The organism is Streptomyces sp. PSU-S4-23 (assembly GCF_055632315.1).
Genome location: NZ_JBVMUU010000002.1, coordinates 5,737,200 through 5,762,553, shown reverse-complemented (window position 1 = coordinate 5,762,553; position 25,354 = coordinate 5,737,200). Strand labels below are relative to the sequence as shown.

General features: G+C 73.5%; 25 protein-coding genes and 1 pseudogene. 8 read left to right on the top strand and 18 right to left on the bottom strand.

The window, feature by feature from the left end:
- The first annotated feature begins 29 nt into the window (after positions 1-29).
- Positions 30-1,163 (top strand): Mrp/NBP35 family ATP-binding protein, encoded by a 1,134-nt coding sequence (locus ACZ79I_RS26445; protein ID WP_471500054.1) that lies wholly within the window; start codon positions 30-32, stop codon positions 1,161-1,163.
- 85 nt (positions 1,164-1,248) lie between these two features.
- Here ACZ79I_RS26445 and ACZ79I_RS26440 read toward each other — a convergent pair whose 3' ends face one another.
- The 5 genes from ACZ79I_RS26440 to sigE all read right to left on the bottom strand — a co-directional run bounded on the left by ACZ79I_RS26440 (position 1,249) and on the right by sigE (position 6,385).
- Positions 1,249-1,905 carry a hypothetical protein gene (locus ACZ79I_RS26440; RefSeq protein WP_471500052.1) on the bottom strand — a complete coding sequence of 219 codons (657 nt, stop codon included), beginning with the start codon at positions 1,903-1,905 and terminating at the stop codon, positions 1,249-1,251.
- A gap of 189 nt (positions 1,906-2,094) precedes the next feature.
- Positions 2,095-2,538 carry a sec-independent translocase gene (locus tag ACZ79I_RS26435; RefSeq protein ID WP_471500050.1) on the bottom strand — a complete coding sequence of 148 codons (444 nt, stop codon included), beginning with the start codon at positions 2,536-2,538 and terminating at the stop codon, positions 2,095-2,097.
- 199 nt (positions 2,539-2,737) lie between these two features.
- Positions 2,738-4,558: a S1C family serine protease gene (locus ACZ79I_RS26430; protein WP_471500048.1), complete on the bottom strand. Its 1,821-nt coding sequence runs from the start codon at positions 4,556-4,558 to the stop codon at positions 2,738-2,740.
- A gap of 136 nt (positions 4,559-4,694) precedes the next feature.
- Complete coding sequence (locus ACZ79I_RS26425) at positions 4,695-5,690, bottom strand: anti-sigma factor family protein (RefSeq protein ID WP_471500046.1); 996 nt, start codon at positions 5,688-5,690, stop codon at positions 4,695-4,697.
- On the bottom strand, positions 5,687-6,385 hold the full coding sequence (gene sigE, locus ACZ79I_RS26420) for an RNA polymerase sigma factor SigE (protein ID WP_381091534.1): 699 nt from the start codon (positions 6,383-6,385) through the stop codon (positions 5,687-5,689). The genes ACZ79I_RS26425 and sigE overlap by 4 nt, the downstream gene beginning before the upstream one ends.
- A 129-nt stretch (positions 6,386-6,514) precedes the next feature.
- Here sigE and ACZ79I_RS26415 point away from each other — a divergent pair, with 129 nt between their 5' ends.
- Positions 6,515-7,309 (top strand): O-methyltransferase, encoded by a 795-nt coding sequence (locus ACZ79I_RS26415; protein ID WP_471500044.1) that lies wholly within the window; start codon positions 6,515-6,517, stop codon positions 7,307-7,309.
- 105 nt (positions 7,310-7,414) lie between these two features.
- Here ACZ79I_RS26415 and ACZ79I_RS26410 read toward each other — a convergent pair whose 3' ends face one another.
- Positions 7,415-7,582: a DUF3117 domain-containing protein gene (locus tag ACZ79I_RS26410; protein ID WP_003966491.1), complete on the bottom strand. Its 168-nt coding sequence runs from the start codon at positions 7,580-7,582 to the stop codon at positions 7,415-7,417.
- A 378-nt stretch (positions 7,583-7,960) separates the two neighbouring features.
- Here ACZ79I_RS26410 and chcB point away from each other — a divergent pair, with 378 nt between their 5' ends.
- Positions 7,961-8,764 carry a 2-cyclohexenylcarbonyl CoA isomerase gene (gene chcB / locus ACZ79I_RS26405; protein WP_471500042.1) on the top strand — a complete coding sequence of 268 codons (804 nt, stop codon included), beginning with the start codon at positions 7,961-7,963 and terminating at the stop codon, positions 8,762-8,764.
- Positions 8,765-8,852: 88 nt separating this feature from the next.
- Here the strand turns inward: chcB and ACZ79I_RS26400 are convergent, their stop codons facing one another.
- Both ACZ79I_RS26400 and ACZ79I_RS26395 read right to left on the bottom strand, forming a co-directional pair.
- The gene (locus ACZ79I_RS26400) at positions 8,853-9,446 is read right to left on the bottom strand and encodes a DNA-3-methyladenine glycosylase I (protein WP_471500040.1); all 594 of its coding nucleotides are present in this window, start codon (positions 9,444-9,446) and stop codon (positions 8,853-8,855) included.
- Positions 9,443-9,790, bottom strand: a complete 348-nt coding sequence (locus tag ACZ79I_RS26395) for a DivIVA domain-containing protein (protein ID WP_471500038.1) — start codon at positions 9,788-9,790, stop codon at positions 9,443-9,445. Before ACZ79I_RS26395 ends, ACZ79I_RS26400 begins: the two co-directional genes overlap by 4 nt.
- Before the next feature lie 148 nt (positions 9,791-9,938).
- Here ACZ79I_RS26395 and folP point away from each other — a divergent pair, with 148 nt between their 5' ends.
- Positions 9,939-10,799, top strand: coding sequence for a dihydropteroate synthase (gene folP / locus ACZ79I_RS26390; protein WP_471500036.1), 861 nt, complete (start codon positions 9,939-9,941; stop codon positions 10,797-10,799).
- Between the two features lie 67 nt (positions 10,800-10,866).
- Here the strand turns inward: folP and ACZ79I_RS26385 are convergent, their stop codons facing one another.
- Positions 10,867-11,637, bottom strand: coding sequence for an LOG family protein (locus ACZ79I_RS26385; RefSeq protein WP_471500034.1), 771 nt, complete (start codon positions 11,635-11,637; stop codon positions 10,867-10,869).
- A 113-nt stretch (positions 11,638-11,750) separates the two neighbouring features.
- A complete protein-coding gene (gene dapE / locus ACZ79I_RS26380; protein ID WP_471500032.1) occupies positions 11,751-12,830 on the bottom strand; it encodes a succinyl-diaminopimelate desuccinylase in 1,080 nt (359 codons plus the stop codon).
- A 95-nt stretch (positions 12,831-12,925) separates the two neighbouring features.
- On the opposite strand from dapE, the gene ACZ79I_RS26375 reads away from it, so the two are divergent.
- On the top strand, positions 12,926-13,882 hold the full coding sequence (locus ACZ79I_RS26375; protein WP_471500030.1) for a heavy metal transporter: 957 nt from the start codon (positions 12,926-12,928) through the stop codon (positions 13,880-13,882).
- Positions 13,883-14,269: 387 nt separating this feature from the next.
- A complete protein-coding gene (locus ACZ79I_RS26370; RefSeq protein WP_471500028.1) occupies positions 14,270-14,734 on the top strand; it encodes an ATP-binding protein in 465 nt (154 codons plus the stop codon).
- A gap of 64 nt (positions 14,735-14,798) precedes the next feature.
- On the opposite strand, the gene ACZ79I_RS26365 is transcribed toward ACZ79I_RS26370, so the two are convergent.
- Both ACZ79I_RS26365 and fdxA read right to left on the bottom strand, forming a co-directional pair.
- A complete protein-coding gene (locus ACZ79I_RS26365) occupies positions 14,799-15,890 on the bottom strand; it encodes a bifunctional succinyldiaminopimelate transaminase/glutamate-prephenate aminotransferase (protein ID WP_471500026.1) in 1,092 nt (363 codons plus the stop codon).
- 121 nt (positions 15,891-16,011) lie between these two features.
- A complete protein-coding gene (gene fdxA / locus ACZ79I_RS26360) occupies positions 16,012-16,332 on the bottom strand; it encodes a ferredoxin (RefSeq protein ID WP_043443616.1) in 321 nt (106 codons plus the stop codon).
- 140 nt (positions 16,333-16,472) lie between these two features.
- Between fdxA and ACZ79I_RS26355 the strand changes: the two genes are divergently transcribed.
- Positions 16,473-17,522: a GNAT family N-acetyltransferase gene (locus ACZ79I_RS26355; protein ID WP_471500024.1), complete on the top strand. Its 1,050-nt coding sequence runs from the start codon at positions 16,473-16,475 to the stop codon at positions 17,520-17,522.
- 17 nt (positions 17,523-17,539) lie between these two features.
- Complete coding sequence (locus tag ACZ79I_RS26350) at positions 17,540-18,391, top strand: transglutaminase-like and tetratricopeptide repeat-containing protein (RefSeq protein ID WP_471500022.1); 852 nt, start codon at positions 17,540-17,542, stop codon at positions 18,389-18,391.
- 328 nt (positions 18,392-18,719) lie between these two features.
- On the opposite strand, the gene ACZ79I_RS26345 is transcribed toward ACZ79I_RS26350, so the two are convergent.
- From ACZ79I_RS26345 to mshB, 6 genes and pseudogenes are all read right to left on the bottom strand, one after another.
- Positions 18,720-19,334: a response regulator transcription factor gene (locus ACZ79I_RS26345; protein ID WP_471500020.1), complete on the bottom strand. Its 615-nt coding sequence runs from the start codon at positions 19,332-19,334 to the stop codon at positions 18,720-18,722.
- Positions 19,331-20,566 (bottom strand): sensor histidine kinase, encoded by a 1,236-nt coding sequence (locus ACZ79I_RS26340; protein WP_471505223.1) that lies wholly within the window; start codon positions 20,564-20,566, stop codon positions 19,331-19,333. Before ACZ79I_RS26340 ends, ACZ79I_RS26345 begins: the two co-directional genes overlap by 4 nt.
- 365 nt (positions 20,567-20,931) lie before the next feature.
- Positions 20,932-21,404 (bottom strand): annotated as a pseudogene (locus ACZ79I_RS26335) (ATP-binding cassette domain-containing protein); the annotation flags it as partial.
- Between the two features lie 206 nt (positions 21,405-21,610).
- Positions 21,611-23,785: a hypothetical protein gene (locus tag ACZ79I_RS26330; protein ID WP_471500018.1), complete on the bottom strand. Its 2,175-nt coding sequence runs from the start codon at positions 23,783-23,785 to the stop codon at positions 21,611-21,613.
- A 226-nt stretch (positions 23,786-24,011) separates the two neighbouring features.
- Positions 24,012-24,431 (bottom strand): DUF6113 family protein, encoded by a 420-nt coding sequence (locus ACZ79I_RS26325; protein ID WP_471500016.1) that lies wholly within the window; start codon positions 24,429-24,431, stop codon positions 24,012-24,014.
- Positions 24,428-25,351 (bottom strand): N-acetyl-1-D-myo-inositol-2-amino-2-deoxy-alpha-D-glucopyranoside deacetylase, encoded by a 924-nt coding sequence (mshB, locus tag ACZ79I_RS26320; protein ID WP_471500014.1) that lies wholly within the window; start codon positions 25,349-25,351, stop codon positions 24,428-24,430. Before mshB ends, ACZ79I_RS26325 begins: the two co-directional genes overlap by 4 nt.
- Positions 25,352-25,354: the final 3 nt, after the last annotated feature.

The window sequence follows — 25,354 nt, the reverse complement described above, 5'->3', positions numbered from 1 at the left end:
GGCCCGCCGGTCGCCGTACCATCGTCCTTATGGCTACGGAAGACGCGGTGCGCGAGGCACTGGCGACGGTGAACGACCCCGAGATCCAGCGACCCATCACCGAACTGGGGATGGTCAAATCGGTGGAGATCGGCGCGGACGGAGCGGTCGCGGTCACCGTGTACCTGACGGTCTCGGGCTGTCCCATGCGCGAGACGATCACGCAGCGCGTCACGGAGGCGGTCTCCCGCGTGGAGGGCGTCACCCGCGTCGACGTCGCGCTCGACGTGATGAGCGACGAGCAGCGCCGCGAGCTGGCGACCGCGCTGCGCGGCGGCCAGGCCGAGCGCGAGGTCCCGTTCGCCAAGCCGGGCTCCCTCACCCGTGTGTACGCGGTGGCCTCCGGCAAGGGCGGCGTGGGCAAGTCCTCCGTCACGGTGAACCTGGCGGCGGCGATGGCGGCCGACGGGCTGAAGGTCGGCGTCGTGGACGCCGACATCTACGGCCACAGCGTCCCGCGCATGCTGGGTGTGGACGGCCGCCCGACCCAGGTCGAGAACATGATCATGCCGCCGTCCGCCAACGGTGTGAAGGTCATCTCGATCGGCATGTTCACCCCGGGCAACGCGCCGGTCGTCTGGCGCGGCCCGATGCTGCACCGCGCGCTCCAGCAGTTCCTCGCCGATGTGTTCTGGGGCGACCTGGACGTGCTGCTGCTCGACCTGCCGCCCGGCACCGGCGACATCGCGATCTCGGTCGCGCAGCTGATCCCGAACGCGGAGATCCTGGTGGTGACCACGCCGCAGCAGGCGGCCGCGGAGGTCGCGGAGCGGGCCGGGGCCATCGCCGTCCAGACCCACCAGAAGATCGTGGGCGTGGTCGAGAACATGTCGGGGCTGCCGTGCCCGCACTGCGGCGAGATGGTCGACGTCTTCGGCACGGGCGGCGGCCAGCTGGTGGCGGACGGTCTGACCCGGACGACGGGTGCGACGGTCCCGGTGCTCGGCTCCATCCCCATCGACGTCCGGCTGCGCGAGGGCGGCGACGAGGGCAGGCCCGTGGTCCTCACGGACCCGCAGTCCCCGGCCGGCTCCGCCCTGCGCGCGATCGCGGGCAAGCTGGGAGGGCGGCAGCGGGGCCTGTCGGGCATGTCCCTGGGGATCACGCCGAAGAACAAGTTCTAGGGCCCCGCAGGGGGCGCGAACCGATGTCCTGCGACGAGGGGGCACCGCCGTGCGGCGGTGCCCCCTCCGGCTGTGCGCGGACCGCCTAAGCGTAGGCGGCGATGTCCTTGATCGCGGCGAAGCCGAGCCCGTAGGCGCTCATGCCCCTGCCGTACGCCCCCACGTGCACGCCCGCCTGTGTGGAGCCGGCGAGCACCCAGCCGAACTCGGACTCGCGGTAGTGGAAGGGCGTCGGAACGCCGTCCACGGGCAGCGAGAGGGTGGACCAGGCCGGGCCGGCCAGGTCGTCCGCGAGGACCCACGCCGTCTCGGTCTGCTGGTCCAGCCAGTCGTCCCGCAGGCTGTGGTCCAGCTGGCCGGGCCAGGTGAAGGCCAGCAGTCCCACGCCCGCCAGCCAGGCCGCGGAGGAGACCGACGTGGCCTCCAGCAGGCCCGTGCCGTCCGGGCTGCGCCGCACGGGGTTGGCCGCGACCGTCACCACGACCGCGAACCGCTCCTTGTCCTCGGTGGCCTCGTTGCGCACGGAGGGCTCGTCGCCGTGCCCGACCGAACCGTGCTCCACGGCACCGTCACCCGAGGTTCCCACCTGCATCAGCCAGCGCGGTCCCGTGAACGCCTCGTCGAGGCCGTACCACGGGAAGGACGCCTGGAGGTAGCCGTCGACCGTGCGCCGGGCGAAGGGGAACTGCCGTTCGCCCTCCGCGGCCGGCGCCTGTGCGCCCACCCGACTCGTCGTCTCCATGTGCCCGGACGCCTCCTCGCTCTCGTCGGACCCGAGCGGCCCGCCCCCCACGGGCGTCCTCGCTCCCCAAACGGTCCGCGCAACAACTCGGCAGCATAACCACAGCGTTAGGAGCTGCAGGAAAACGCCCGGCGCGTACGGCCCTCCGGCCGTCGCAATACGGCCACCGCGCGCATGTCCGCGTACGGCTCAGGTGGCGTCCGCGTCGAAGGGCGGGTGCTCGTACGCGTCGGTCTTCTCGGGCTTCTTCGTCATGTCGACGGAACCGGAGGCGGACGCCTGGGAGGACGAGGCCGACGGCGCTTCGGACTCGCGGCCGTGCACGGCGTCCGTGACCTCGGCCATCTCCTTCTTCAGGTCGAAGCCGTTGCGGATCTCCTTTATCCCCAGGTCCTCGTTGTCCAGCTGCTTGCGGATGAACGTCTTGGGGTTGAGGTCCTCGAACTCGAAGTCCTTGAACTCCGGACCCAGTTCGTCGCGGATGTCCCGCTTGGCGCTCTCCGAGAACTCGCGGATCTTGCGAATCGTGCGCGTGACGTCCTGGATCATCTTCGGGAGCTTGTCCGGACCGAAGACGAGCACGGCGAGGACAACGAGCGTCACCAGCTCGAGCGGTCCTATGTCATTGAACACCTGAAGCTCCTTGCGATGTCCTCGGTCCTCGGCCCTCGGTGGTCTGTGCGGGTCGTCCGTGGTCCGGGCCGGATCCACGGTACCCGGCGTTCCCGCCGGACCGGTACCGCACCGGCATCCCGGCCGCGGGTGTACGGCGGGTTTTCCGGGTTGTTTGCCATGGCGGGCGGGTCGCGGACACCCGCCCGCAGGGTTCGTGTCAGTCGCCGCCGGCGGAGCCGAGCACGAGCGTGATCGTCCGGTTCCGGCCGTCGCGGGCGACGGACAGCTCCAGACGGTCGCCGGGGCGGTGGGCCCGCGTCCTGACGATGAGCTCCTCTCCGGAGTGGACGCGCACCCCGTCGACCTCCGTGATGACGTCCCCGGGCTTGATGCCGGCCTTGTCGCCGGGGCCGCCCGGGTTGACCGCGGGGCTGCCGTCCGTGCCCTTCGCGCCGACGCGGGCGCCGTCGCCCGAGTAGTCCATGTCGAGAGTGACACCGATCACCGGGTGAGTGGCCCTGCCGGTGTTGATCAGCTCCTCGGCGACCCGCTTGGCCTGGTTGACCGGTATGGCGAAGCCGAGCCCGATCGATCCCGCCTGACCGCTCTGGTCCGACGCGCTGTCGGCGGAGCGGATGGCGGAGTTGATGCCGACGACCCGGCCCTCGGCGTCCAGGAGGGGGCCGCCGGAGTTGCCCGGGTTGATGGGGGCGTCGGTCTGCAGGGCGTCGACGTACGACACGTCGCTTCCGTCGCCCTTCTCCCCGCCGGCCGTGATGGGCCGCTCCTTGGCGCTGATGATCCCGGAGGTGACGGTGCCGGCCAGGTCGAAGGGGGCCCCGATGGCGACGACGGGGTCACCGACCTGGACGTTGTCGGAGTTGCCGAGAGGCATGGGCCGCAGGCCGCTGACGCCGCTGACCTTGACCACGGCCAGGTCGTAGCCGCTGTCCCGGCCGACGACGGTGGCCTTGGCGCTCTCACCGCCGTTGAACGTCACGGATATCCGGCCGCCGTCCGCGGCGGGCTCCACGACGTGGTTGTTGGTGAGGATGTGTCCCCGCTCGTCGAGGACGAACCCGGTACCGGTGCCCGCGGTGTCGGTGCCCTTGACGTGCAGGGTCACCACACTGGGCAGGGCGCGGGCGGCGATCCCGGCCACACTGTCCGGGGCGCGCCCCTTGGGCTCCTCGCCGGCCTGCGGCAGCCGGACCTCACCGACTCCGCCGTTGCGCTCCAGGGCGGCCCCGACGGCGCCGCCGACGCCGCCGGCCACCAGCGCGATCAGTACGGCGCCGAGTACGAGCGTCTTCCGGGCCCGCCTGCGGCGCTGCTCCCGGTCGGCGACCGGGGCGCCGTTCTGCTGGAAGGGGGCCTGGGCCGCCCAGGGGTCGTAGTTCTGCCAGGGGGACGCGGCCGGGTGTGCGGAGGCGGGGACGGTCGGGGCGGTCGGGGTGGTCGCCGCGACGGGGGGCGGCACGGCGGCCGTGAGCGGCGGGGGCGTCGTGTCGGGGGGCGGCACGGCGGCAGGGACCGCCGCGCCGGGCGGGGGCATGCCCGGGGCCGATGCGTCCGGCGTGCCGGACGGCACCGGGGCCGGGGGAACCGCCGTTCCGCGGGCGGGGGTCGCCGCCGGGTGCTGGACGGGGGGCGCGGGGGCCCAGGGGCCCGGCTGGCCGTAGGGCGGCGTGCCGTAGGGGTCGGGGTCGTGGAGGGACCGGGGACGGTCGGGGGGCGTGGAGTACGCGTCCGCGCCCGGCTGCCGGGGGACACCCCCGTCATCCCCGGCGGAACCTTCCTGCTCGCCGCCGTCCGCGCCATCGGCACCGGCCACCGCCGCACCCGCCGCGGCCCCGCTCCCGGGGTTCACCGGGGCCGGAGCCGGACGCTCCAGCTCGAAGTCGCCCTCGGCGTTGGCCTGACCGCGCACCGGCGCGCCCGTGGCACGGTCCGGCCCGCCCTCGCCGGCGGACCCCTCGTGCGAGCCCGTCCCGGCTTCCCGCGCAGGGTCCGCAGGGACCGGCTTCCCCTCGTTCATGCTCTCCCCAACACCCGGCCCGCGGCACGGCGGCGCCGGTGGTCGCCGCTGACTTCTCGGTTCCGCACCCGGAACGCACGTACGAGCGCGGTCTCCATGGATTCAATCAGGTTCCCGGGCCGCCGCGCAGACCGGTTCAGCGGGCGGTGTGCGGGGTGGGCGTGGGGCGCGGGTCGGCGGACGCGGTAGGCAACGGCGCGACCAGCAGTCCCGGGGCCCTGAGCTGCGGGGTGGCCGTCCAGGAGGTCAGCGTGAGCGGTGCCGTCTCGGCGAGCGGACGTATGAGCGGGGACATGGCGGCGGCTCCGGCCACCACGGGGGTGGTCAGGGCACGCATCTCCGGGGAGTCCCGCAGACCGGGGGCCGGGGCCGGGGCGACAGGCAGCAGGGGGGCCGAGGACGCCGTGGACGCGACGGGCGTCTGGCCGAGGGTGCGCTGTCCCAGGAAGGGTCCCGCGGTACGCCGGCGCAGGGTGTCGGGTGCCGTGGCGCCGCCCGTCCCCGGCGAGCGCATCGGGGTCACATTGCTTCCCGCGCCCGAGCCGCCGCGCGCCTCCACGCCCGCGTCGGTCGTCACGCCCGTCGACACACCGCCGAGCGCGATCGCGGCCAGCGACACTGCGCCCGCGGCGGCGAACGCGAACCGCAGGCCCCGCGAGGAGGGCCGCTCGTCCTGACGGCCGACGGGATGGATACGGAAACCGCGCTCTCCGGCCAGGGCCCGGTCCTCGGCGGCCGACAGCGCCGCGGCGTGCGGTCCCGACGGGACATAGCGGAAGGACTCGCCGCTCACCCCGAAGACATCGGGGCGCGAGGGCAGCCCGGCGGCCGGCGTGAACCTTCTGCCGAGCCCTCCCCCGCCGAGCGGCGTGCCGCCGCCGTCGAGGTCACCTCCCGCGGGCAGGCCCTGGAGGCGGGCCAGGAAACTCTCGGAGGGCGGCGGTGGGGCCGCCTCCGCGAAGACGTTCTTCAGCCGGCGCTGCGCGTCGGCCTCTGCCTTGCACTTCGCGCAGGTGGCCAGGTGGGCCAGCACGCGCTCGCGCGTCTCATGGCCGAGCTCTCCGTCCACCAGGGCGGAGAGTCGGTCTCCCAGATGCTGCTCGGCCGGTGTGGGGCGACGGGATCCACTCACGCGGTCGCGCCCCCTCCCCCCAGCGCGGGCACCCGGGGCAGGAAGGAGCGGCGCTCGGCGCGGGCCTCGGGCGAGCGGTGCGCCAGGGCCTTGCGCAGCTGCGAGCGGCCGCGGTGGATCCGGGAGCGCACCGTGCCGAGCTTGACGCCCAGGGTCGCGGCGATCTCCTCGTACGACAGCCCCTCGATGTCACACAGGACGACGGCCGCGCGGAACTCGGGCGCGAGCGTGTCCAGGGCCTGCTGGACGTCGGCGTCGAAGTGCGCGTCGTTGAAGACCTGCTGCGGGGTGGGCTCGCGGCTCGCCAGCCGCTCGGCCGCGTCCTCGCCGAGCGCGTCGAAGCGGATGCGCTGCTTGCGCCGGACCATGTCGAGGAAGAGGTTCGTGGTGATGCGGTGCAGCCAGCCCTCGAAGGTGCCGGGCGTGTACGTCGACAGGGAGCGGAAGACCCGGACGAAGACCTCCTGGGTCAGGTCCTCGGCGTCGTGCTGGTTTCCGGTCAGGCGGTACGCCAGCCGGTAGACCCGGCCGCTGTGCGTGCTGACGATCTCCTCCCAGGTGGGCGGAGTCCACGCCTGCGAGTCCGCGTCGGTGGCGAAGGTCGCGGTCTGCGCGGTCTCAGCAGCGTGGTGCGTGTCAGCGATGTCGGTCACGGATTTCGGCTCACCCGACGGCCTGAGGAAGCGCCGCAGCACTCCTCCCCGATCCACAGGCGCAGCCGCACCTCCCCTGTCGGCTCTGGTGGTGTCCAGTGGAGCACCTACCATAGCGACCTCGCCCGTTAGCTCCGGATAAGCGGTTTTACGAGAATTTGATGTGCGCTGATGCGGCTGCGTCAGCACTTGCTCGCCGTCCAGGTCCATCCGCCGTCCCCCGTCGTGCCCCCACTGCTCTTCCCACCCTTCTCAACGCCTGGTCCCATCTGCTGGTTCCCGCCGCCAACGGATACAGTCACGCCGAGGCAATCACGGGGACAGGAGAGGGTCATTACCGGCAACCGGCAGACGAGCTGGGCGTTCGCCGACGCCTATGTCGCCGAGGACGACGCGCTGCGCTGGGCCCGCGACCGGGCCCGCGAGGCGGGGCTGCGCTCGGTGTCGCCCGGCGCGGGCGCGGCCCTGCGGTTGCTCGCCGCCACCGTGGACGCGAAGGCGGTGGCGGAGATCGGTACCGGGTGCGGCGTCTCCGGGATCCATCTGCTGCACGGCATGCGGCCCGACGGCGTCCTGACCACCGTGGACCCGGAGCCGGAGCACCAGCAGTTCGCCCGCCACGCCTTCCGCGCCGCCGGCTTCGCGAGCAACCGCGCCCGGTTCATTCCGGGCCGCGCCCTGGACGTGCTGCCCCGGCTCGCGGACGCCGGCTACGACCTCGTCTTCTGCGACGGCGACCGGCTCGAGGTCCTGGACTACCTCGCTGAATCGTTGCGCCTGCTGCGTCCGGGCGGACTCGTCGTCTTCGAGGGGGTCTTCGCCCACGGCCGCACCGTGGACTCGGGACCGCAGCCCACGGAGGTCCTGCGGCTGCGGGAGCTGCTGCGCACGGTCCGCGAGAGCCCGGATCTGGCGCCCTCGCTGCTGCCCGTGGGCGACGGACTGCTGTGCGCGGTCAAGCGCTGAGCGCGCGGCACGCAGGGGAGGTGTCCGCGGACCGCCCCCGGCAGCAGACCGCCCCGGCACCGTCTACGATGCCGGGGCAGCCGAAAGATGGGGTCCGGTTGCGCCTCAGCCGACGACCTTCTTGAGGGCATCGCCGAGCGCGTCGGCCTCGTCAGGGGTCAGCTCGACGACGAGCCGACCGCCGCCTTCGAGCGGAACGCGCATGACGATGCCCCGCCCCTCCTTGGTCACCTCGAGCGGGCCGTCGCCCGTCCGCGGCTTCATGGCCGCCATGCTCGTTCCCCTTCCTGAAACCAGCTCATCGTCTGCCGACGACCCCCCTCAAGGGGGCACACGGTCCATCGGGGGACGCGCGAACACCGGCATCGAACACATTGCTTCCAAGCCATTATCCCGCATCTCAGGACCCGATGACCAACATCGGTCGGCATCGCTTGGGCAACACGCGCGAGCAAAACCACTCAATTCGGCGATGTGCCTGTGATACTTCGCCCCTGCACCGACGTCCCCCGGGCCGGATACGGACGGAAATTCTTTGACGCAGGTCACACGTCGGGTCCGTTCCATGACCGGTGATCTCCGCCATGCTGTCTTCGGACGCAGGGCGTACCGACCGGTACGCCGGAGCCGCGACACCGGAGGGGACCAACCATGGCCGACACCGTGCTCTACGAGGTGAGCGACGGACTCGCGACGATCACGCTGAACCGTCCCGAGGCGATGAACGCGCTGAGCATCGCGACCAAGGTCGCCCTCCGGGACGCGCTGCGGTCCGCCGCGGACGACGAGGGAGTGCGGGCGATCCTGCTGACCGCGGCCGGAGAGCGGGCGTTCTGCGTGGGCCAGGACCTCAAGGAGCACATCGGGCTGCTGGCCGCCGACCGGGAGACGGGCTCCGGCCAGACCATGAGCACCGTGCGCGACCACTACAACCCGATCGTGCGGGCGCTGGCGGGTGCCGCCAAGCCGGTGGTGGCCGCGGTGAACGGGGTCGCTGCCGGGGCCGGGTTCGGGTTCGCGCTGGCCGCGGACTACCGGATCGTGGCGGACACCGCGTCCTTCAACACGTCGTTCGCGGGGGTCGCGCTGACCGCGGACTCGGGCGTCTCATGGACGCTGCCGCGCGTCGTGGGGCCTGGCCGGGCCGCTGACCTGCTGCTCTTCCCGCGCAGCATCAGCGCGCAGGAGGCGTACGAGCTCGGGATCGCCAACCGGGTCGTTCCCGCGGCCGAGCTGCGGACCGAGGCCGGGAAGGTCGCGCGGGCACTCGCCGAGGGCCCGACGGTGGCGTACGCGGCGATCAAGGAGGCGGTGGCGTACGGCCTCACGCACTCCTTGGAGGAGACCCTGGAGAAGGAGGACGAACTGCAGGCGCGGGCGGGGGCCTCCGAGGACCACGCGATCGCGGTGCAGGCGTTCGTCGACAAGGAGAGGCCCAAGTACCGGGGCCGATGAGCCGCCGCCGGGCGGGCGCACCGGGGCCGCGGGTGCTGTGCCCCGTGCGCCGGCCGCCCGGCCCGGCCGCCCCGCGCGTCGTGCCTGTTCAGCCGCCGGAAGGGGCGCTCCTGGAGGCGCATGTCTCCACATGGTCGTCGACCAGTCCGCATGCCTGCATCAGCGCGTAGGCCGTCGTCGGGCCGACGAACCGCAGGCCGCGCTTCTTGAGCGCCTTCGACAGCGCCGTCGACTCGGCGGTCACCGCGGGGACGTCCGCGAGGGTCCTGGGGACGGGACGGGAAGCCCGGTCGGGGGCGTGGGACCAGATCAGCTCGTCCAGCTCCCCCGGCGCCCAGCCGGCCAGCACGCGCGCGTTGGCGAGCGTCGCCTCGATCTTGGCACGATTGCGGATGATGCCCGGATCGGCCAGCAGGCGTTCCCGGTCGGCTTCCGTGAAGGCGGCCACCTCGGCGATCCGGAAGCCGGCGAAGGCCGCGCGGAAGCCCTCACGGCGGCGCAGGATCGTGATCCACGACAGGCCCGACTGGAACGCCTCCAGCGACAGCCGCTCGTAGAGCGCGTCGTCACCGTGGACCGGGCGGCCCCACTCCTCGTCGTGGTAGGCCATGTAGTCCTGGCTCGACACGGCCCAGGCACAGCGCAGCACGCCGTCGGGTCCGGCCAGGGCCGGGCCGCTCACTGCCGCTCCCCCCGGTTCCGCTCGTCCCTGCGGGCTCCCGCCGCGTGCACGCCGGCGAGTGCGGCCTCCAGGTCCGCGATGCGGGCGTCCCGCTCGGCGATCTCGGCGCCGAGGCGGCCCAGGGCGTCGTCCACGTCCGCCATGCGGTAGCCGCGCAGGACGAGGGGGAAGCGCAGGTTCTCCACGTCCGCCCGGCCGACCGGGCGGTCCGGCGGGAGCGGGTCGTCGAACCGCTCCGGTGCCGCCTCCGGCAGGGGAGCGCTCTCGCCGCCGCCCACCACGGCCAGTGTCACCGCGGCCACCACGACGGCGAGCGCGACGACCAGGAACAAGAACATGAACATCACTGAGGTCCCCACGCTCGGTGCCGGCGCGCTGGGCGCCGACGCGGAAGTGCCATGTCGAATGTGTCAGGGTCCGATCGTGCCATGGGACGCTGACAACTAAGGTCGCAGGCGGCGATGCAACGGACGCGGGGAGAGGTCACAGCGGATGCTCAGGCTGGGCAGGCGGGAATTCGGCGCGCACGAGCCGGTGATCATGGCGATCGTGAACCGGACCCCGGACTCCTTCTACGACCAGGGGGCCACGTTCCGCGACGAGCCCGCCCTCGCGCGCGTGGAGCAGGCCGTGGCGGAGGGCGCCGCGATCATCGACGTCGGCGGGGTCAAGGCCGGTCCGGGCGACGAGGTGACGGCCGAGGAGGAGGCGCGGCGCACGGTCGGTTTCGTCGCCGAGGTGCGGCGCCGCTTCCCCGATGTGGTGATCAGCGTGGACACCTGGCGGCACGAGGTGGGCGAGGCGGTGTGCGAAGCGGGTGCGGACCTGCTCAACGACGCCTGGGGCGGGGTCGATCCACGGCTCGCGGAGGTCGCGGCGCGCCACGGGGCGGGGCTGGTGTGCACGCACGCGGGGGGCGCGCAGCCGCGGACACGTCCGCACCGGGTGGCGTACGACGACGTCATGGCCGACATCCTGGAGGTCACGCTGGGACTGGCCGAGCGGGCGGTGTCCCTGGGGGTGCCGCGCGAGTCGGTGCTGATCGATCCGGGCCACGACTTCGGGAAGAACACGCGCCACAGCCTGGAGGCGACCCGGCGGCTGGACGAGATGGTCGCCACCGGGTGGCCGGTGCTGGTGTCGCTGTCCAACAAGGACTTCGTGGGCGAGACGCTGGACAAGCCGGTGAAGGAGCGGGTGCTGGGAACCCTGGCGACGACGGCGGTGTCGGCGTGGCTGGGGGCGCGGGTGTACCGGGTGCACGAGGTGGCGGAGACACGGCAGGTGCTGGACATGGTGGCGTCGATCGCCGGACACCGCCCGCCGGCGGTGGCCCGACGGGGGCTGGCCTAGAAGGCGGGCGGTGGAACGGGGGCGCGGGCGGTTACTCGCCCCGGCGGGCGGCGTGGCGCCCCGGGGCTCAGTCCGGTGCCCCGCGGCCCGCTTCCTTGGAGACCAGGGCCACCGCCTCGTCCACGTCGTCCGTCACATGGAACAGGAGCAGGTCCTTCTCGGCGGCCTTGCCCTGCGCCACCAGGGTGTTCTTGAGCCAGTCGACCAGGCCGCCCCAGTACGAGGAGTCGTACAGGACGATCGGGAAGCGCGTCACCTTCTGGGTCTGGACCAGGGTCAGTGCCTCGAAGAACTCGTCCAGGGTGCCGACGCCCCCGGGCATGACCACGAAGCCCTGCGCGTACTTCACGAACATCATCTTCCGGACGAAGAAGTACCGGAAGTTCAGGCCGATGTCCACGTAGGGGTTCAGGCCCTGCTCGAAGGGCAGCTCGATACCGAGGCCGACCGAGGTCCCCTTCGCCTCGCACGCGCCCTTGTTCGCCGCCTCCATCGAGCCCGGGCCGCCGCCCGTGATCACCGCCCAGCCCGCCTCCGCCAGGCCGCGCCCGAGCCGCACCCCCGCCTCGTACTCGGTCGAGTCGACCGGCGTACGCGCCGAGCCGAACACACTGATGGCGGGCGGGAGTTCGGCCAGCGTGCCGAAACCCTCGATGAACTCCGACTGGATGCGCAGGACGCGCCACGGATCGGTGTGGACCCAGTCCGAGGGGCCGACCGCGTCCAGCAGCCGCTGGTCCGTGGTGCTCGTCTTCACCTGGGCCCGTCTGCGCAGCTCGGGACCGAGCCGCTGCTCCTCCGGTGGCACCTTCCCGCCCTCCGGTGTGCCGGTGGCCATGGCGCTCCCTCCCTTCGGGGGTCGTTCCACCCCAGCGTAGATCCACGCGGGTTACGGAGGGGGGACCTGTGCATGTCCGCCATGAAGCGCCATACCGTCCCGGGGACGGCGGGTCAGGACGTCAGCCAGGCCCGCAGCCGCTCCTCCCCGGCGAGGATCTTCGCCGTCTCCACGCGCTCGTCGCGCCGGTGCGCCAAGTGGGGGTTGCCGGGGCCGTAGTTGACCGCGGGCACGCCGAGCGCGCTGAAGCGGGACACGTCCGTCCAGCCGTACTTGGGCTGTGGGGTGCCGCCGACCGCCTCGGTGAACGCCGCCGCGGCCGGGTGCGTGAGGCCGGGCAGGGCGGCCCCGCTGTGGTCGACCACGACGAACTCCTCCACCCCGCAGTCCGCGAACACCTCGCGGACGTGCGCGACGGCCTCCTCCTCACCGCGGTCCGGGGCGTACCGGAAGTTCACGGTGACCACGCACTCGTCGGGGATCACGTTGCCGGCCACGCCTCCCGAGATGCCGACCGCGTTGAGCCCCTCCCGGTACTCCAGGCCGTCGATCACGGGGTACCGCGGCTGGTAGGCGGCCAGGCGGGCCAGGATCGGGGCGGCGGCGTGGATCGCGTTGGCGCCCATCCAGCCGCGGGCCGAATGGGCCCGCTCGCCCCGGGTCTTCAGCAGGACCCGCAGCGTGCCCTGGCAGCCGCCCTCGACCTGGCCGTCGGAGGGCTCCAGCAGCACCGCGAAATCGCCCTCCAGCCACTCGGGGTGGGCCTCGGCCACATGCCCCAGGCCGTTGAGGTGGGCGTCGACCTCTTCGTTGTCGTAGAAGACGAACGTGAGGTCGCGGTTGGGTTCGGGCACCGTCGCCGCGATGCGCAACTGGACCGCGACGCCGGACTTCATGTCGCAGGTGCCGCAGCCCCACAGGACGCCGTTCTCGTCCAGCCGCGACGGGACGTTGTCCGCGATGGGGACCGTGTCGATGTGGCCGGCCAGGATCACGCGCTCGGCGCGGCCCAGGTGCGTCCGTGCCACCACGTTGTTGCCGTACCGCTCGACCGTCAGATGCGGCAGGGCGCGCAGCGCGGTCTCGATCGCGTCCGCGAGGGGCTTCTCGCCGCCGCTCTCGGAGGGGAAGTCGACGAGCTGCGCGGTGAGCCGCGCGGCGTCCAGGGTGAGGTCAAGCGGGGTATCGGCCATGGCGTCGACCCTAACGCGCCGGACCGGCCGGCCCGCCACACCGGTTGTCCACAGCCCCGGGCAACTGGTCGGTACCCCTCCAGTACCTTGTACGCGTGCCAGAGCCGTCGCCTTCTCCCGTCCGGCGCAGCCGCTTTCTCCGTTTCGGGGCGGCCGTCGTGGTCCTGCTCGCCGTCGCGGGCTATCTCGCCGTCCAGTACCTCACCGGCACGGGCGCGCCGAAGTGCACGGTCGTGTCGGGCACGGGCGACGGGGCGTCGTACGAGTTCACGCCGGAGCAGGCGGTCAACGCGGCGACGATCTCCGCCGTCGGCACCACCCGCGGCATGCCGGAGCGCGCGGTGACCATCGCGCTCGCGACCGCGCTGCAGGAGTCGGGCCTGCGCAACATCGAGCACGGCGACCGGGACTCGCTCGGCCTGTTCCAGCAGCGCCCCTCGCAGGGCTGGGGCAGCAGGAAACAGATCATGGACCCGACGTACGCGGCGGGGGTGTTCTACAAGCACCTGGCCAAGGTGCCCGGCTACCGGAGCCTGCCGCTGACCGTCGCCGCCCAGCGCGTGCAGCGCAGCGGCTACCCGGAGGCGTACGCGAAGCACGAGCCGGATGCCAGGCTGCTGGCCGCCGCGCTCACCGGCCGGGCGCCGGCCACCCTGACCTGTGTGGGGCGCCCCGCGCGCGACGGCACCGGCGGTCCGGACGCGGTGCGGGCCGCGCTCGTACGGGACTTCGGGCGGGATGTGCTGCAGACGGCCGGCGCGGAGGTGGGCGCCCGGCAGTCGCCGCCGTCCCCCACGGCCACGGCGGGAACCGCCCCGGGCGCGGTGACCATCCCGCTGCCCCGGTCCTCCACCGCCTCGGACAGCACCCGCCGGCGCGGCTGGGAGCTGGCGCACTGGGCCGTGGCCAACGCCTCGGCGCTGCACATCGCGCGGGTGTCCTTCGAGGGCCGCGAGTGGTCGCGCGGAGGGTATGCCCACGAGTGGCGCGCGACCGGTGGATCCGACGCGAAGGCGCCGGCCGCCGAGGTCCGGATCGTCACCGGGGAATAGGCCGGGCAGCAGTACGGGCCCTCACTCGTCCGGGTAATACGCGGCGCGCCTCGCCGAGGGGGCGTGCCGCCTGTCCCGCGGCCACGGCGGCATCCGTGGAATCCCTTGAAAACACGGAGCTGTAAGGATTCGGCAGTCTTTCCGCGCCGATGGCGTTTGCCCGATTTCCTCCCCAGCCGATAATGCGACGCATTACCAACTCTTTACACGGGGCCACCGCAACCTTCGCGGGCTTCGAGCGGTAGTCACTGCGTCCGAGCCCGGAACGATCAACAGCCGAACCGGCCGACCGCCAGTCGGCCGCGAGCGGCCGCCGCTCACCGAGCGGCGGCCGAACTCCCGGGCGGAGTCGGACACTTCATCGTTCTCTTCCGTCTAAGGAGCATCATGTCCCTCCCCCTGACCCGTCGGATCGCCCGTGCCGCGCTGCTGATCGCAGCGGGAGCGGCGCCCGTGGTCGGTGCGGCCGGCTCCGCCAGTGCGGCGACGGCCGGTCTGCCGGCCGCCCCGGACCTCGGCGGGCTGACCGCCCTGGACGGCGCGCAGGTCGGCACCACCGTCGACGGCGCCACCCACCAGGTCGACGGCGCGGCCCAGAAGGTCACCGGGATCGCGAGTGACGCCGGCGACACGGCGGTCAAGGCCGGCGGCAAGGCGGTCAAGCAGGCGATGCCCGCCGCGAACAGGACCGGCGCCAAGGTCGTCAGGACGGCCGCGCCGGTCGCGCAGAAGGTGGCCGGGCAGGCGGCGGGGCAGACCGGCGGTCTGCTCGGTGACGCCGCGACGACGGCGACGGGCGGCGGGCTGCCGACGCAGCAGCTGCCTCTCCAGGGGCTGCCGCTGGGCGGCTGAGCTCCGGGGGGGTTCCTGCCGCGGCGGGGCCCGGGGGCGTCCCCGGACCCCGCCGCGCCATGTCCTACAGCCGTTCCACCGCCGCCGCGACGCGTTCGTCGGTCGCCGTCAGCGCCACCCGGACGAACCTCTCGCCCGCCGGGCCGTAGAAGTCACCGGGGGCGACCAGGATGCCCAGACCGGCGAGGTGGGACACCGTCTCCCAGCAGGACTCGTCGCGGGTCGCCCACAGATACAGGCTCGCCTCGCTGTGCTCGATGCGGAAACCGTGCCGCACGAGGGCGTCGCGCAGCGCCGAACGGCGGGCCGCGTAGCGCTCACGCTGCTCGTGGACGTGCATGTCGTCGCCCAGCGCGGCCACCGCCGCCGCCTGCGTCGGCGCGGGCGTCATCATGCCGCCGTGCTTGCGGATCTCCAGGAGCGGGCCCAGGACCGCGGGGTCGCCCACGAGGAACGCCGCCCGGTAGCCCGCCAGGTTCGACCGCTTGGACAGGGAGTGGACCGCGACGATGCCCTCGTACGAGCCGCCGCAGACCTCCGGGTGCAGCACCGAGACGGGGTCGCTCTCCCAGCCCAGCTCGATGTAGCACTCGTCGGAGAAGACCAGCACGCCGTGCTCCCGCGCCCAGGACACGATCCGGGTCAGCTCCTGCCTGCCGAGCACCCTGCCCGTGGGGTTCGACGGGGAGTTGAGCCACAGCAGCCTCAGGTTCCGCGGGTCGAGCCGCGTCGGATCGTCGTAGGCCTCGTGGTCCGCGCGCGCCAGCCGCGCGCCGACCTCGTAGGTCGGGTAGGCCAGGCGCGGATACGCGACCCGGTCGCCGGGGCCGAGGCCCAGCTGGGTCGGCAGCCAGGCGACGAGCTCCTTGGAGCCGACGACCGGCAGCACGTGCCGGTGGGTCACGTCCCGGGCACCTAGGCGGCGCTCCGCCCAGCCCGTGATCGCGTCCCGCAGCTCGGGCGTGCCCCAGACGGTCGGGTAGCCCGGGGAGTCCGCCGCCGCCACGAGTGCTTTCCGGATCAGCTCGGGGACCGGGTCGACCGGGGTGCCGACGGACAGGTCGACGATCCCGCCCGGGTGCGCGGCGGCCGTCTTCTTGTACGGCTCCAGCCTGTCCCAGGGGAAATCAGGAAGGCGGTCGGTGAGTGCGGACACGGAGATCGGGCTCACTTTCTGGTACGACGGGCGCCCGGCGGGACGTACGGGCGCCAAACGCCTCGGTCCCGTGCGGCGCGAGCACCGTACGGGACCGAGACGGCACATATTGTGCGGCCGCTTACTGGTTCATCGGGGGCAGCGCCGCGATGAAGGGGTGGTCGCGCTCGATCAGCCCCAGCTTGCTGGCACCGCCGGGCGAGCCGAGCTCGTCGAAGAACTCGACGTTCGCCTTGTAGTAGTCCTTCCACTCCTCGGGAGTGTCATCCTCGTAGAAGATCGCCTCGACCGGGCAGACCGGCTCACAGGCTCCGCAGTCGACGCATTCGTCCGGGTGGATGTACAAGGACCGCTGGCCCTCGTAGATGCAGTCGACCGGGCACTCCTCGATGCACGCCTTGTCCTTGACGTCGACACAAGGCTCTGCGATGACGTAGGTCACGCTGTCGTTCCTCCTCGGTAGGGCGCTGGCGGGCCTCCTCAGGCTCCGCCGCCTGGCGCGCGGGAGCGCGGCGTCGTCGATGCCCGCACCTAGTATCTCCGTTCCTGGGCATGATCCGAACAGGAGGGGTGAACCGACCCGTGGAAATCTCTGGGGGCGGACGGTTCGAGGTCCGTATCACGGCTGCTGACGTGGGCAAACGCGTGTCTGTACGACGGTGGGACGAACATGCCGCCGAGAGTGAGAAGTTCACCGACACGGTCGGACTTCTCACATCATGGGACGGCGGTGTGCTGCTGATCACACGGCGGGACGGGGAGAGCGTCCGCATCGAGGAGTCCTCGCTGGTCGCGGCCAAGGTGGTTCCCGCGGCACCCGTCCGCCGGCGGGGTCCTGCCGCCTCGTACGGGGAGCTGGTGCGGATCACCGGCCGGGCCTGGCAGCCGGTGGAGCGGGACCGGCTCGGCGCGTGGGAGCTGCGCGCCGCCTCGGGGTTCACCCGCCGGGCCAACTCGGTGCTGCCGCTCGGCGACCCCGGACTGCCGCTGGACGAGGCTCTGGCGGTCGTACGGCGCTGGTACGCGGCCCGGGGCCTGCCCGCGTACGTGCAGACGGCGACCGGGGCCGAGGGCACGCAGGAGTCGCTGTGCGCCCAGCTGGCGGCACGCGGGTGGACGCGGGAGGTGACCGCCGAGCTGTGGACCGGGCCACTGGCGCCGGTGGCCGACCGTGACGCCCCCGGTGTCGTGCTCTCACGCACGGCCGAGGCGGCATGGCTCGCCCGTTACCGGCGGGGGGGCATGAGCGAGGTGGCCCTGAAGGTGCTGAGCGGCGGGCCCTCGGTGTGGTTCGCGACGGTGCCGGGCGCGCCGGGTGCCCCTCCGGCGGCGATCGGCCGGTGTGTGGTGGACGGGCGGTGGGCCGGTTTCGCGGCGGTCGAGGTGGACCCCGCCCGGCGCCGCCAGGGGCTGGCCTCGGCCGTGATGGCGGCGCTGGCCCGGCAGGCCCTTCAGGAGGGCGCCTCGGCTGCCTGGCTCCAGGTGGAGACGGACAATGAGGGTGCGCGGGTGCTGTACACGAAGCTGGGCTTCCGGGCACATCACGCGTATCACCACTACAGGGAGCCGGACAGCCCCCGCGGACCGGACGCGGGTGGCGCGGCGGCCGCCGGCCCGGCGCCGGCGGCGTGAGAGGTGCCGGGACTGCCATGCGTCCTCCCCATCCCCCGGAGCCGGAGCGGGCCGACGAGGTGCGGCGGCGGTTCGGCGACGAGGCGCGCTCCGAACGGCCCGATCTCGTGACCCTGTGCCTGCTCGTGGGCGCGGCGGCGGACGGGACGCTGGACGAGGCCGGGATGGACGCCGCGCAGATCGAGCTGGACCGGCTGGCCGGGCTGCTGCCGTTCGCGCCGGGCGGGCCGCGGGCCTGGGCCGCCGCGCTCGCGGACGTCCTCGGCGGGCGCTGCGGCTTCCACGGCTCGGCCGCGGACTACCAGCGCCTGGAGTCCTCGCTGCTGCACGAGGTGCTGCGGCGGCGCCGCGGGCTGCCGATCCTGCTGTCGGTGGTGTGGATGGAAGTAGCGCGGCGGGCGGGAGCGCCGGTGTACGGGGTCGCCCTGCCCGGGCACTTCGTCGTCGGGTTCGGGCCGGCGGAGGACCAGGTGCTGGCCGACCCCTTCGACGGCGGCCGGGTGCTGACGGGAAGCGACGCCGAGCTGCTGGTCGCGGGGGCCACGGGCGCGCCGCTCGACCCGTCGATGCTCACGCCCGCCGATCCGCTCGACGTCGTGCTGCGGATCCTCAACAACATCCGCGCATGGGCCGCCGCCCGGCCCGAACGGTCGGATGTGGCCCTGTGGGCCGTCGAGTTGTCGCTGCTGCTGCCGTCGCATCCGGCGCGGCTGCGCCACGAGCACGCCCAGCTCCTCGTCCAGCGCGGCGACTTCCTGCGAGGGGCTGCGGAGCTCGACGCGTACGCCGAGCTGGTGTCGGCCGTGGACGAGACGGCCGCCGAACGGGTGCGGGGGCAGGCGCGGGCGGCCCGGGCGCGGCTCAACTGAGCGGGCACCGGGGGCGGGTGCCGGGTCCGGGGCGGGCAGGGGGTGCTGTCGACCGCTACCGAACACTTGCCCGGCGCTCCACCCTCCAAGGTGGAGTCCTAGGGCGTCCTGCCCGTAGCGGCCCGAAGGGCCGCGGAAGCACGGCTAGGATCGCGTGGTCCGACAACGGAGTTGACGGACCTACCGCCGGACGGGCGGGAAGTCAGGCCTGCGGAGGCCGTGTAGGACCGCCCCTCACCGGACGGCAGTGGCCCGTGAAACAGGAACCCGAGGTGGTACCGCGGAGCGGTACGGACCGGAATCTCCTGCCCTCGGGCAGGAGAGGGCGTCAAAGCCAGCCCTTCTCCCGGGCGATGCGGACCGCCTCCGCCCTGTTGCGGACGGCCAGTTTCTGGATCGCCGTGGAGAGGTAGTTGCGGACCGTGCCCTGGGACAGGTGCAGGGCCGCGGCCAGTTCCGCGTTGGTCGAGCCGTCGGCCGCCGCGCGCAGTACCTCGCGTTCGCGGTCGGTCAGCGGGTTGGCGCCGTCGGCCAGGGCGGCCGCCGCCAGCGTGGGATCGATGACGCGTTCCCCGGCGAGCACCTTCCGCACCGCCGCGGCGAGTTGGGCCGCGGGCGCGTCCTTCACCAGGAAGGCGGCGGCGCCCGCCTCCATCGCGGAGCGAAGATGGCCGGGGCGCCCGAACGTGGTGAGGACGACCACCTTGAGCTCCGGCAGCTCCCGTTGCAGCTCGGCGGTCACCTCGATGCCGGTGGCGCCGGGCATCTCGATGTCGAGCAGCGCCACGTCCACCTCGTGGGCGCGCGCGGCCGCCAGCACCTCGTCCCCGCGGGCGGCCTGGGCGACGACCTCGATGTCCTCCTCCAGGCCGAGCAGCGCGGCCAGCGCCTCCCGGACCATCGACTGGTCCTCGGCGAGCAGGACCTTGATCGTGCGGCTCATCCCCCGGATCCTACGGCGTTCCCGGGCACGGCCGTCCCGGCCGTCACCGGCACCCGCGCGGCGAGCCTGAACCCCCTCTTCGCACCTCCCGCCTCCAGCGTCCCGCCGGCCTTCTCCAGGCGCTCCCTCAGTCCCGTCAGCCCGTTGCCCGGACCGCCGCCCGGACCGCCCGAGCCGTCGTCCTCCACCACCAGCTCCAGCATCGGGCCGTCGAGGGTCTGGCGGGACACCAGCTCCACCGCGCAGCGCCGGGCCCCGCTGTGCCGCACGACATTGGTGACCGCCTCGCGCAGCGCCCAGGCCAGCACCGACTCGCTCTCCTCGGGGACCCCGGCGAGGTCCGGCTCGGCGGGCAGCCGGGCGATGACTCCGGCCGCCGTCAACGCGACCTGGGCGCCCGCGAGTTCCGCGGACAGGCGGGGCCGCCGGTAGCCGGTCACGGCCTCGCGGACGTCGACCAGGGCCTGGCGGCTGACCTTCTCGATGTCGGCGACCTGCTGGGCCGCCTTTTCCGGGTGGCCGGGGAGCATCCGGCCCGCCAGCTCGCTCTTCAGCGTGATCAGGGAGAGGGAGTGGCCGAGCAGGTCGTGCAGGTCACGGGCGAGCCGCAGCCGTTCCTCGTTGGCGGCGAGCTGGGCGACGGTGGCACGGGCCCTGCGCAACTCGGTCGTGGTGCGGACCAGTTGACCGACACCGGTCATGGCGTAGCCGATGAGCAGCACCAGCAGGACCAGGTTCCGCGCGTCCTTCTCGCCGGTGTGCAGCCCGACGAGCAGCATCACGGTGGCCGTCGCCGGGATCGCCCAGTACGCCGCCCGCAGCGGCAGGGTCGCCCCGCAGGCGACGGAGACGTACACGAACAGGCCGAGCCAGTGCGGGCCGAGCGTGAGGCACAGCGCGACGGCGAGCACGGCGAGGACGACGATGACGCCGATGACGCCGATGACGCCGACGACGCCGACGACGAACCGCCGGGAGAACGGACGGCCCAGGTTCCGGAAGACCAGCGTCAGATAGCCGCCGACGAAGGCCGCCAGGCCCAGCCAGCCCGCCACGGTGCCGCCGGTGGTGTGGCGGCCGGAGGCCAGGTCCTGAACGGGCGAGCTGAGGAACACGGTCCAGACGCCGACCCACAGCGACTTGCGCAGGACCTCGCGCGCGTTGCGGGGCGACTGCCCCATGCGCATCAGGCGCTCCGTCCGGGCCTCTTCCGTCCACAGGTCTTCCGTCATGGCGCTCACGCCTTCAGCGTGTCCTTCCGGTACAGCCAGGCCGCTCCACCCGCGAACACCACGAAGGAGACGACGAGGACGACGAGGACGACGAGGACGGCGAGGACGGCGAGGACGGCGAGGTCCGCGGCGTGCGGGGCCCGGCTCTGTTCGATCGCCTGTCCCAGGGGGCGTAGGCGTGCGTGGGCAGCCACGTCGCCGATGCGAGCTGGGCGCGTGGTGCGGCGCCGGCGTGCGGGGCCCCTGTTCCACCGGAGTGATGGGCCAGGGCCTCCCCGCAGCCTCTGGCCGTGCCCTCGCTCAGTCGGTGCAGGGAACCTGCCCGCCTGGAACGGACCGCGGACGCGATCCGCGTAGCCGCCCGGGCCCAAGGCGTCGACGGCGTTCAGGAAGGGCAGCGCGCGCAGGGCGGCCTCGTCGATCGGGCCCTGGAGGTCGAAGGCGACCCGGCGGGCGCCGGCCTTCGCCTTGATCTCGGCCGCGGTGCCGTCGGCGAGGAGCCGCCCGCGGTGCAGCACGAGCACACGGTCCGCGATCGCGTCGGCCTCTTCGAGGCAGTGCGTGGCGAACAGGACCGTACGCCCCTGGTCGGCCTGCTCCCGCACGGTGGCCCAGAACGCCTGGCGGGCGGAGACGTCCATGCCGGTGGTGGGCTCGTCGAGCACGATCAGGTCGCTGGCGCCGGCGGTGGCGAGGGCGAAGCGGACGCTCCCCCAGTGCCTTGAGGGCCTGGGGGCACCCCCAGGACCTGGCCGCCGGAGAGCTTGTCGACCTTGCGGTCGGCGATCTGGGTGATGCCCGCGCGGGCGAGGACGTCGGCGACCCGGTACCCGTACGGTCCCGTACGTCTTGCTCACCTGGTCGAACCCGACCACCGGGGTGACGGTGGTCGCCGCTGTCGTCGTCATGGCGTCCATGGTGGCCACCGCGGCCGGGGCCCGGCAGTGCCGGGCATCCCGGCTGCGGGATGACAGATGTCATGCGGATCGGGTGACACGGCTGCGGGGGCGCCCGGTGGGCGCCCCCCGGGGGCGGCGCCGGTGCTCAGCTCGGGTTCGTGTCAATGACGGCGACCCGGTTGGTCGTGCTCATCAGCGCCTGGCGCAGGGCGCCGTAGACGTCCTCGGGTGTCACGGGCGTCTTCTTCCCGTTGGCCCGGGCGATGAGCACACCGTCGAACGTCTGACCGTAGAGCCCCTTCAGGGCGGCCAGGTCGGGCTTGTCGACCAGCTTGCCGTTGACAGCCGTCACCCTGAGGAACTTCCACAGCGACTTCTGCGGACTCATCAGCACGGAGTGCGCCGCGTCCGTCCGCACGGTCACCGGGGCCGACATCGCCGGCTGTGCGAACGCCTTCATCATCCGGTCGACCTCGTCGTTGGAGACAGCCGGCTGCCGGGTGGTCGTGGGCACCTTCACGGGCGTGCCGTTGTCGGTCTCCACCTGGGTGCGGTACGCCTGCTCGACGGCCGTGGCCGAGGCCGCCACGTCGATGCCCTTGCCCGCCTTGCCGTACACGGCGACCGCCTTGCCGGACTCGAACCTGATCGTGCCCTCGGTCATGGAGCCGGAGCCGCCCGCGGCGCGCTCCAGGGCGGCCTGCAGCTTCTCCTCGTCGACGGGCATCACGGGCTCGACGACGCGCTCCTGCCCGAACAGGGAGCCGATCACCGACACCGGGTTGTAGTCGCTCTTCGCGGCGGCGGCGACGGTGGCCTTGCTGTCGAGCTGGAGACCCGCCTGGTCGGGCCGCAGGGAGACCTGCTTGCCGTCGACCGACAGCTGCAGCGGCTTGTCGGTGCGGGCCCCGAGCGCGGCGTCGAGCTTCTGGATCGCCTCGTCGCGGGTGCCGCCGCCGATGTCGACGCCGAGGACGGTGGTGCCCTTGGGCACGTCGGAGTGGTTCATCAGCAGCCCGGCGCCGTAGGCGATGCCCGCGACGGCGAAGACGCCGCCGGCCAGGAGCACCAGTTTGCTGCGGCCCTTCTTCTGGGCCGGCCGCGCGCCGGCGGAGTTCTGGGTCCTGGGCGGGTCGGGCAGCTTCGGGGGGGTGTGCGGCACCGGGCCGCCGGGGTGGGAGCCCGTGAAGGGCCCGATCTGGGCGCCGGGCGGAACGACGGGGATACCGCTGGTGACGGTGTGCCCGGAGACGTTGTCGCCGGGGGTGCCGAAGCCCGGGCCACCCGGCTCGGGGGCGGGCTTCTGCGGGGTGAGGATCGCGGTGTCGTCGCTGAGCCCGCCGCCGGGCCGGCCCTGGGCCGCGGCGGATCCCGGTGCGCCGGCGCCGAGCCGGCCCGCGCCGGGCGCGCCCTGGGCGCCTGGTGGCAGGAGACCCGGCCCGCCGGGGCTCGTGCCGGTGACGGGGCCCGCGGTGGGTCCGGACGGGCCGCCCTGGCCCGCCTCGGCGAAATAGGGGAGCTCGTCGCGGCGGGGCTCGGTGTCGTCGGCGCCGATGGCCGGGAACGAGGCGGTGCTGGCCGCCACCGCGTCGGAGACGTCGAAGGAGCCGGTGCCGCCGCCGTGGCCGGGAGCGACGGGTCCCGCGCCGGTGGCGCTCGGAAGCCCCTGGCCGTTCGTACCGCCGGGGCCCGCGCCGAGCGGGCCTGCGCCGCCGCCCGGGCCGCCTCCGGGCCGGGCGCCCAGGGCGCCCGGCGTACCGGAAGCGCCGGGGCGCGCACCACCCGTGCCGTTCGCGCCCGGAGCACCGGGGCGGAAATCGCCCGGGCCGGGGCCGCCGGGCGCGCCTGATGCTCCGTTGGCGCCTTGTATGCCCGAAGCCCCGGCCGCTCCGGCGCCGTTGGCCGGCCCGCCGCCCGGCTGTCCCTTGCCGGACGAGGGCTTGCGGGGTGCGAACCAGTCGCTGGTCTTCTCCCCGGCCGGCGCCGCGGGCTCGGCGGAGGTGTCCAGGGCGCTGAGCGCGCTCACCGGGCCGGTGGCCTGGAGCTGTACGTCGCCGCCCGTGTCGTCCGCGGTGTCGGCCTCCGCGACGGGCTTGCGCACGACGACCGGCGGAATGGGCCGCGAGCCGGGGATGTTGATCCGGATCCGGGTCGTCAGCGTGGTCTCGGTCTTGCGCTCCTCCGGCTGCGCGGCCGCGCGGCTCGCGTCGAGGCCGCTCTCGGAAGCCATGGGGGTCCCGTACGGCGGCGTCCCCGACGGGTAAGCGGCTCCGCCCCGCCCGTTGGGCCCGGCGGACGAACTGTCAGTTTCACGACTCAAGGCAGGTTCTCCCAGTTGGCTCCACCGCCTGTTTCGACCTCAACAGGTGGGAATTCCCCCCGCTCGAACGAAGCCGAGAACTTGGGGGAGGCTCGGCGGCGCGCACCACCATACTGGCCGCTCGCGGCCCGTAGACCGCGTCCGCCGGGGAAACCCGCACGGGACCCCCACGCACGCGCCGTGTTTCGCGGGCGGACATCCCGCGCCCCGGAGACGAAGTGGTACGTCACTTGCCAAGTCGGGCGCCCGAGTCCCGGGGTTTCCACCCCGGGGCAAGAGTGGCGCAGATCACAGCGACGCCCATGCCGCCGAGCAGGAAGAGGTACGAGCCGAGACCCGCGCCGAACAGGAAGTCCCCCTCCGGGCGGCTGGCGGTGAGCAGGATCACGGCGATCATCCACCCGGCGGCGGGCGCGAGGGCCCCGGCCCGTACCCCGGTGGTCAGTGCGCCGCCGACGAAGAGTCCGGCCGCGCCGGCGAGCGCGAGCAGCAGTCCGCCGGGGAACCAGCCGGACTGGACCAGGCCGCCCGCCGCGCCGACCACCGCGCCCAGCAGGAAGAGGCCCAGGTACACGGCGATCCGCCCGCCCGAGGGGGCGCTCAGCGGCTGTGCGAGCGCGTTCTGCTGTCTGCCCGTCGAGCTCATGGGGCCACTCCCTGGAACAGGTCCGTCTCCCGGTCCTCGGCGCCTGCCCGGGCTCCGGCCGGGGAAACGCCGGCCTCGGCTCGCCCGCCGCGCACCAGTTGGTAGTACTCCGTGGTGAACAGGGGCTGCGCCAAGGCGTTGGAGAGGGCGAACCACGGCTCGGCGACCTCGATCTGCGTGGCGTGCGCCCGCATCGCGGCGGCCTTCGCGGCAGCGAACGCCGTGCCGTCGATCTCCGTGGTGACGACCGCCTCGTCGACCACGCCGGGGATGTCCTCGATGGCCGCGGCCTTGGCGAAGGGGGTCTTGTCGAGCGCCTCGCCGAGCCGGGCGAACGCGGCCTGCGCGACCGGGCGCGGCACCCGGTTCCAGTAGATCTTGGCGATCTCCCAGGGCGACCCGAGATCCGGCCGGAAGCCGGGGTCGGCGGCCAGCTCGGCGGCGCGCACGGCGACGCGATGGGCCTGGATGTGGTCCGGGTGGCCGTAGCCGCCGTCCGGGTCGTAGGTGACCAGGACCTGGGGGCGGACCTCCCGGACGACCGCCACGAGGTGAGCGGCCGCCTCGTCGGGTACGGCGGACCAGAAGGCGCCGGGGCGGTGGTTCTGCGGGGTGCCCATCATCCCGGAGTCGCGGTAGCGACCCGGGCCGCCCAGGAAGCGGTGGTCGGTGACGCCGAGTTCGCGCATCGCGGCGGCCAGTTCGCCGGCGCGGTGCGGGCCCAGGGCGTCGCTGCGGCCGGGCGCGAGATGCCCGAGCGCGGGCGGGATGACCTCGCCCTCCTCGCCGAGGGTGCAGGTCACCAGCGTCACCCGGGCGCCCTCGGCCGCGTACTTGGCCATGGTCGCGCCATTGTTGATCGACTCGTCGTCCGGGTGCGCGTGCACCAGGAGCAGACGCCGGTCGGGTAGGTCCCTCATGGC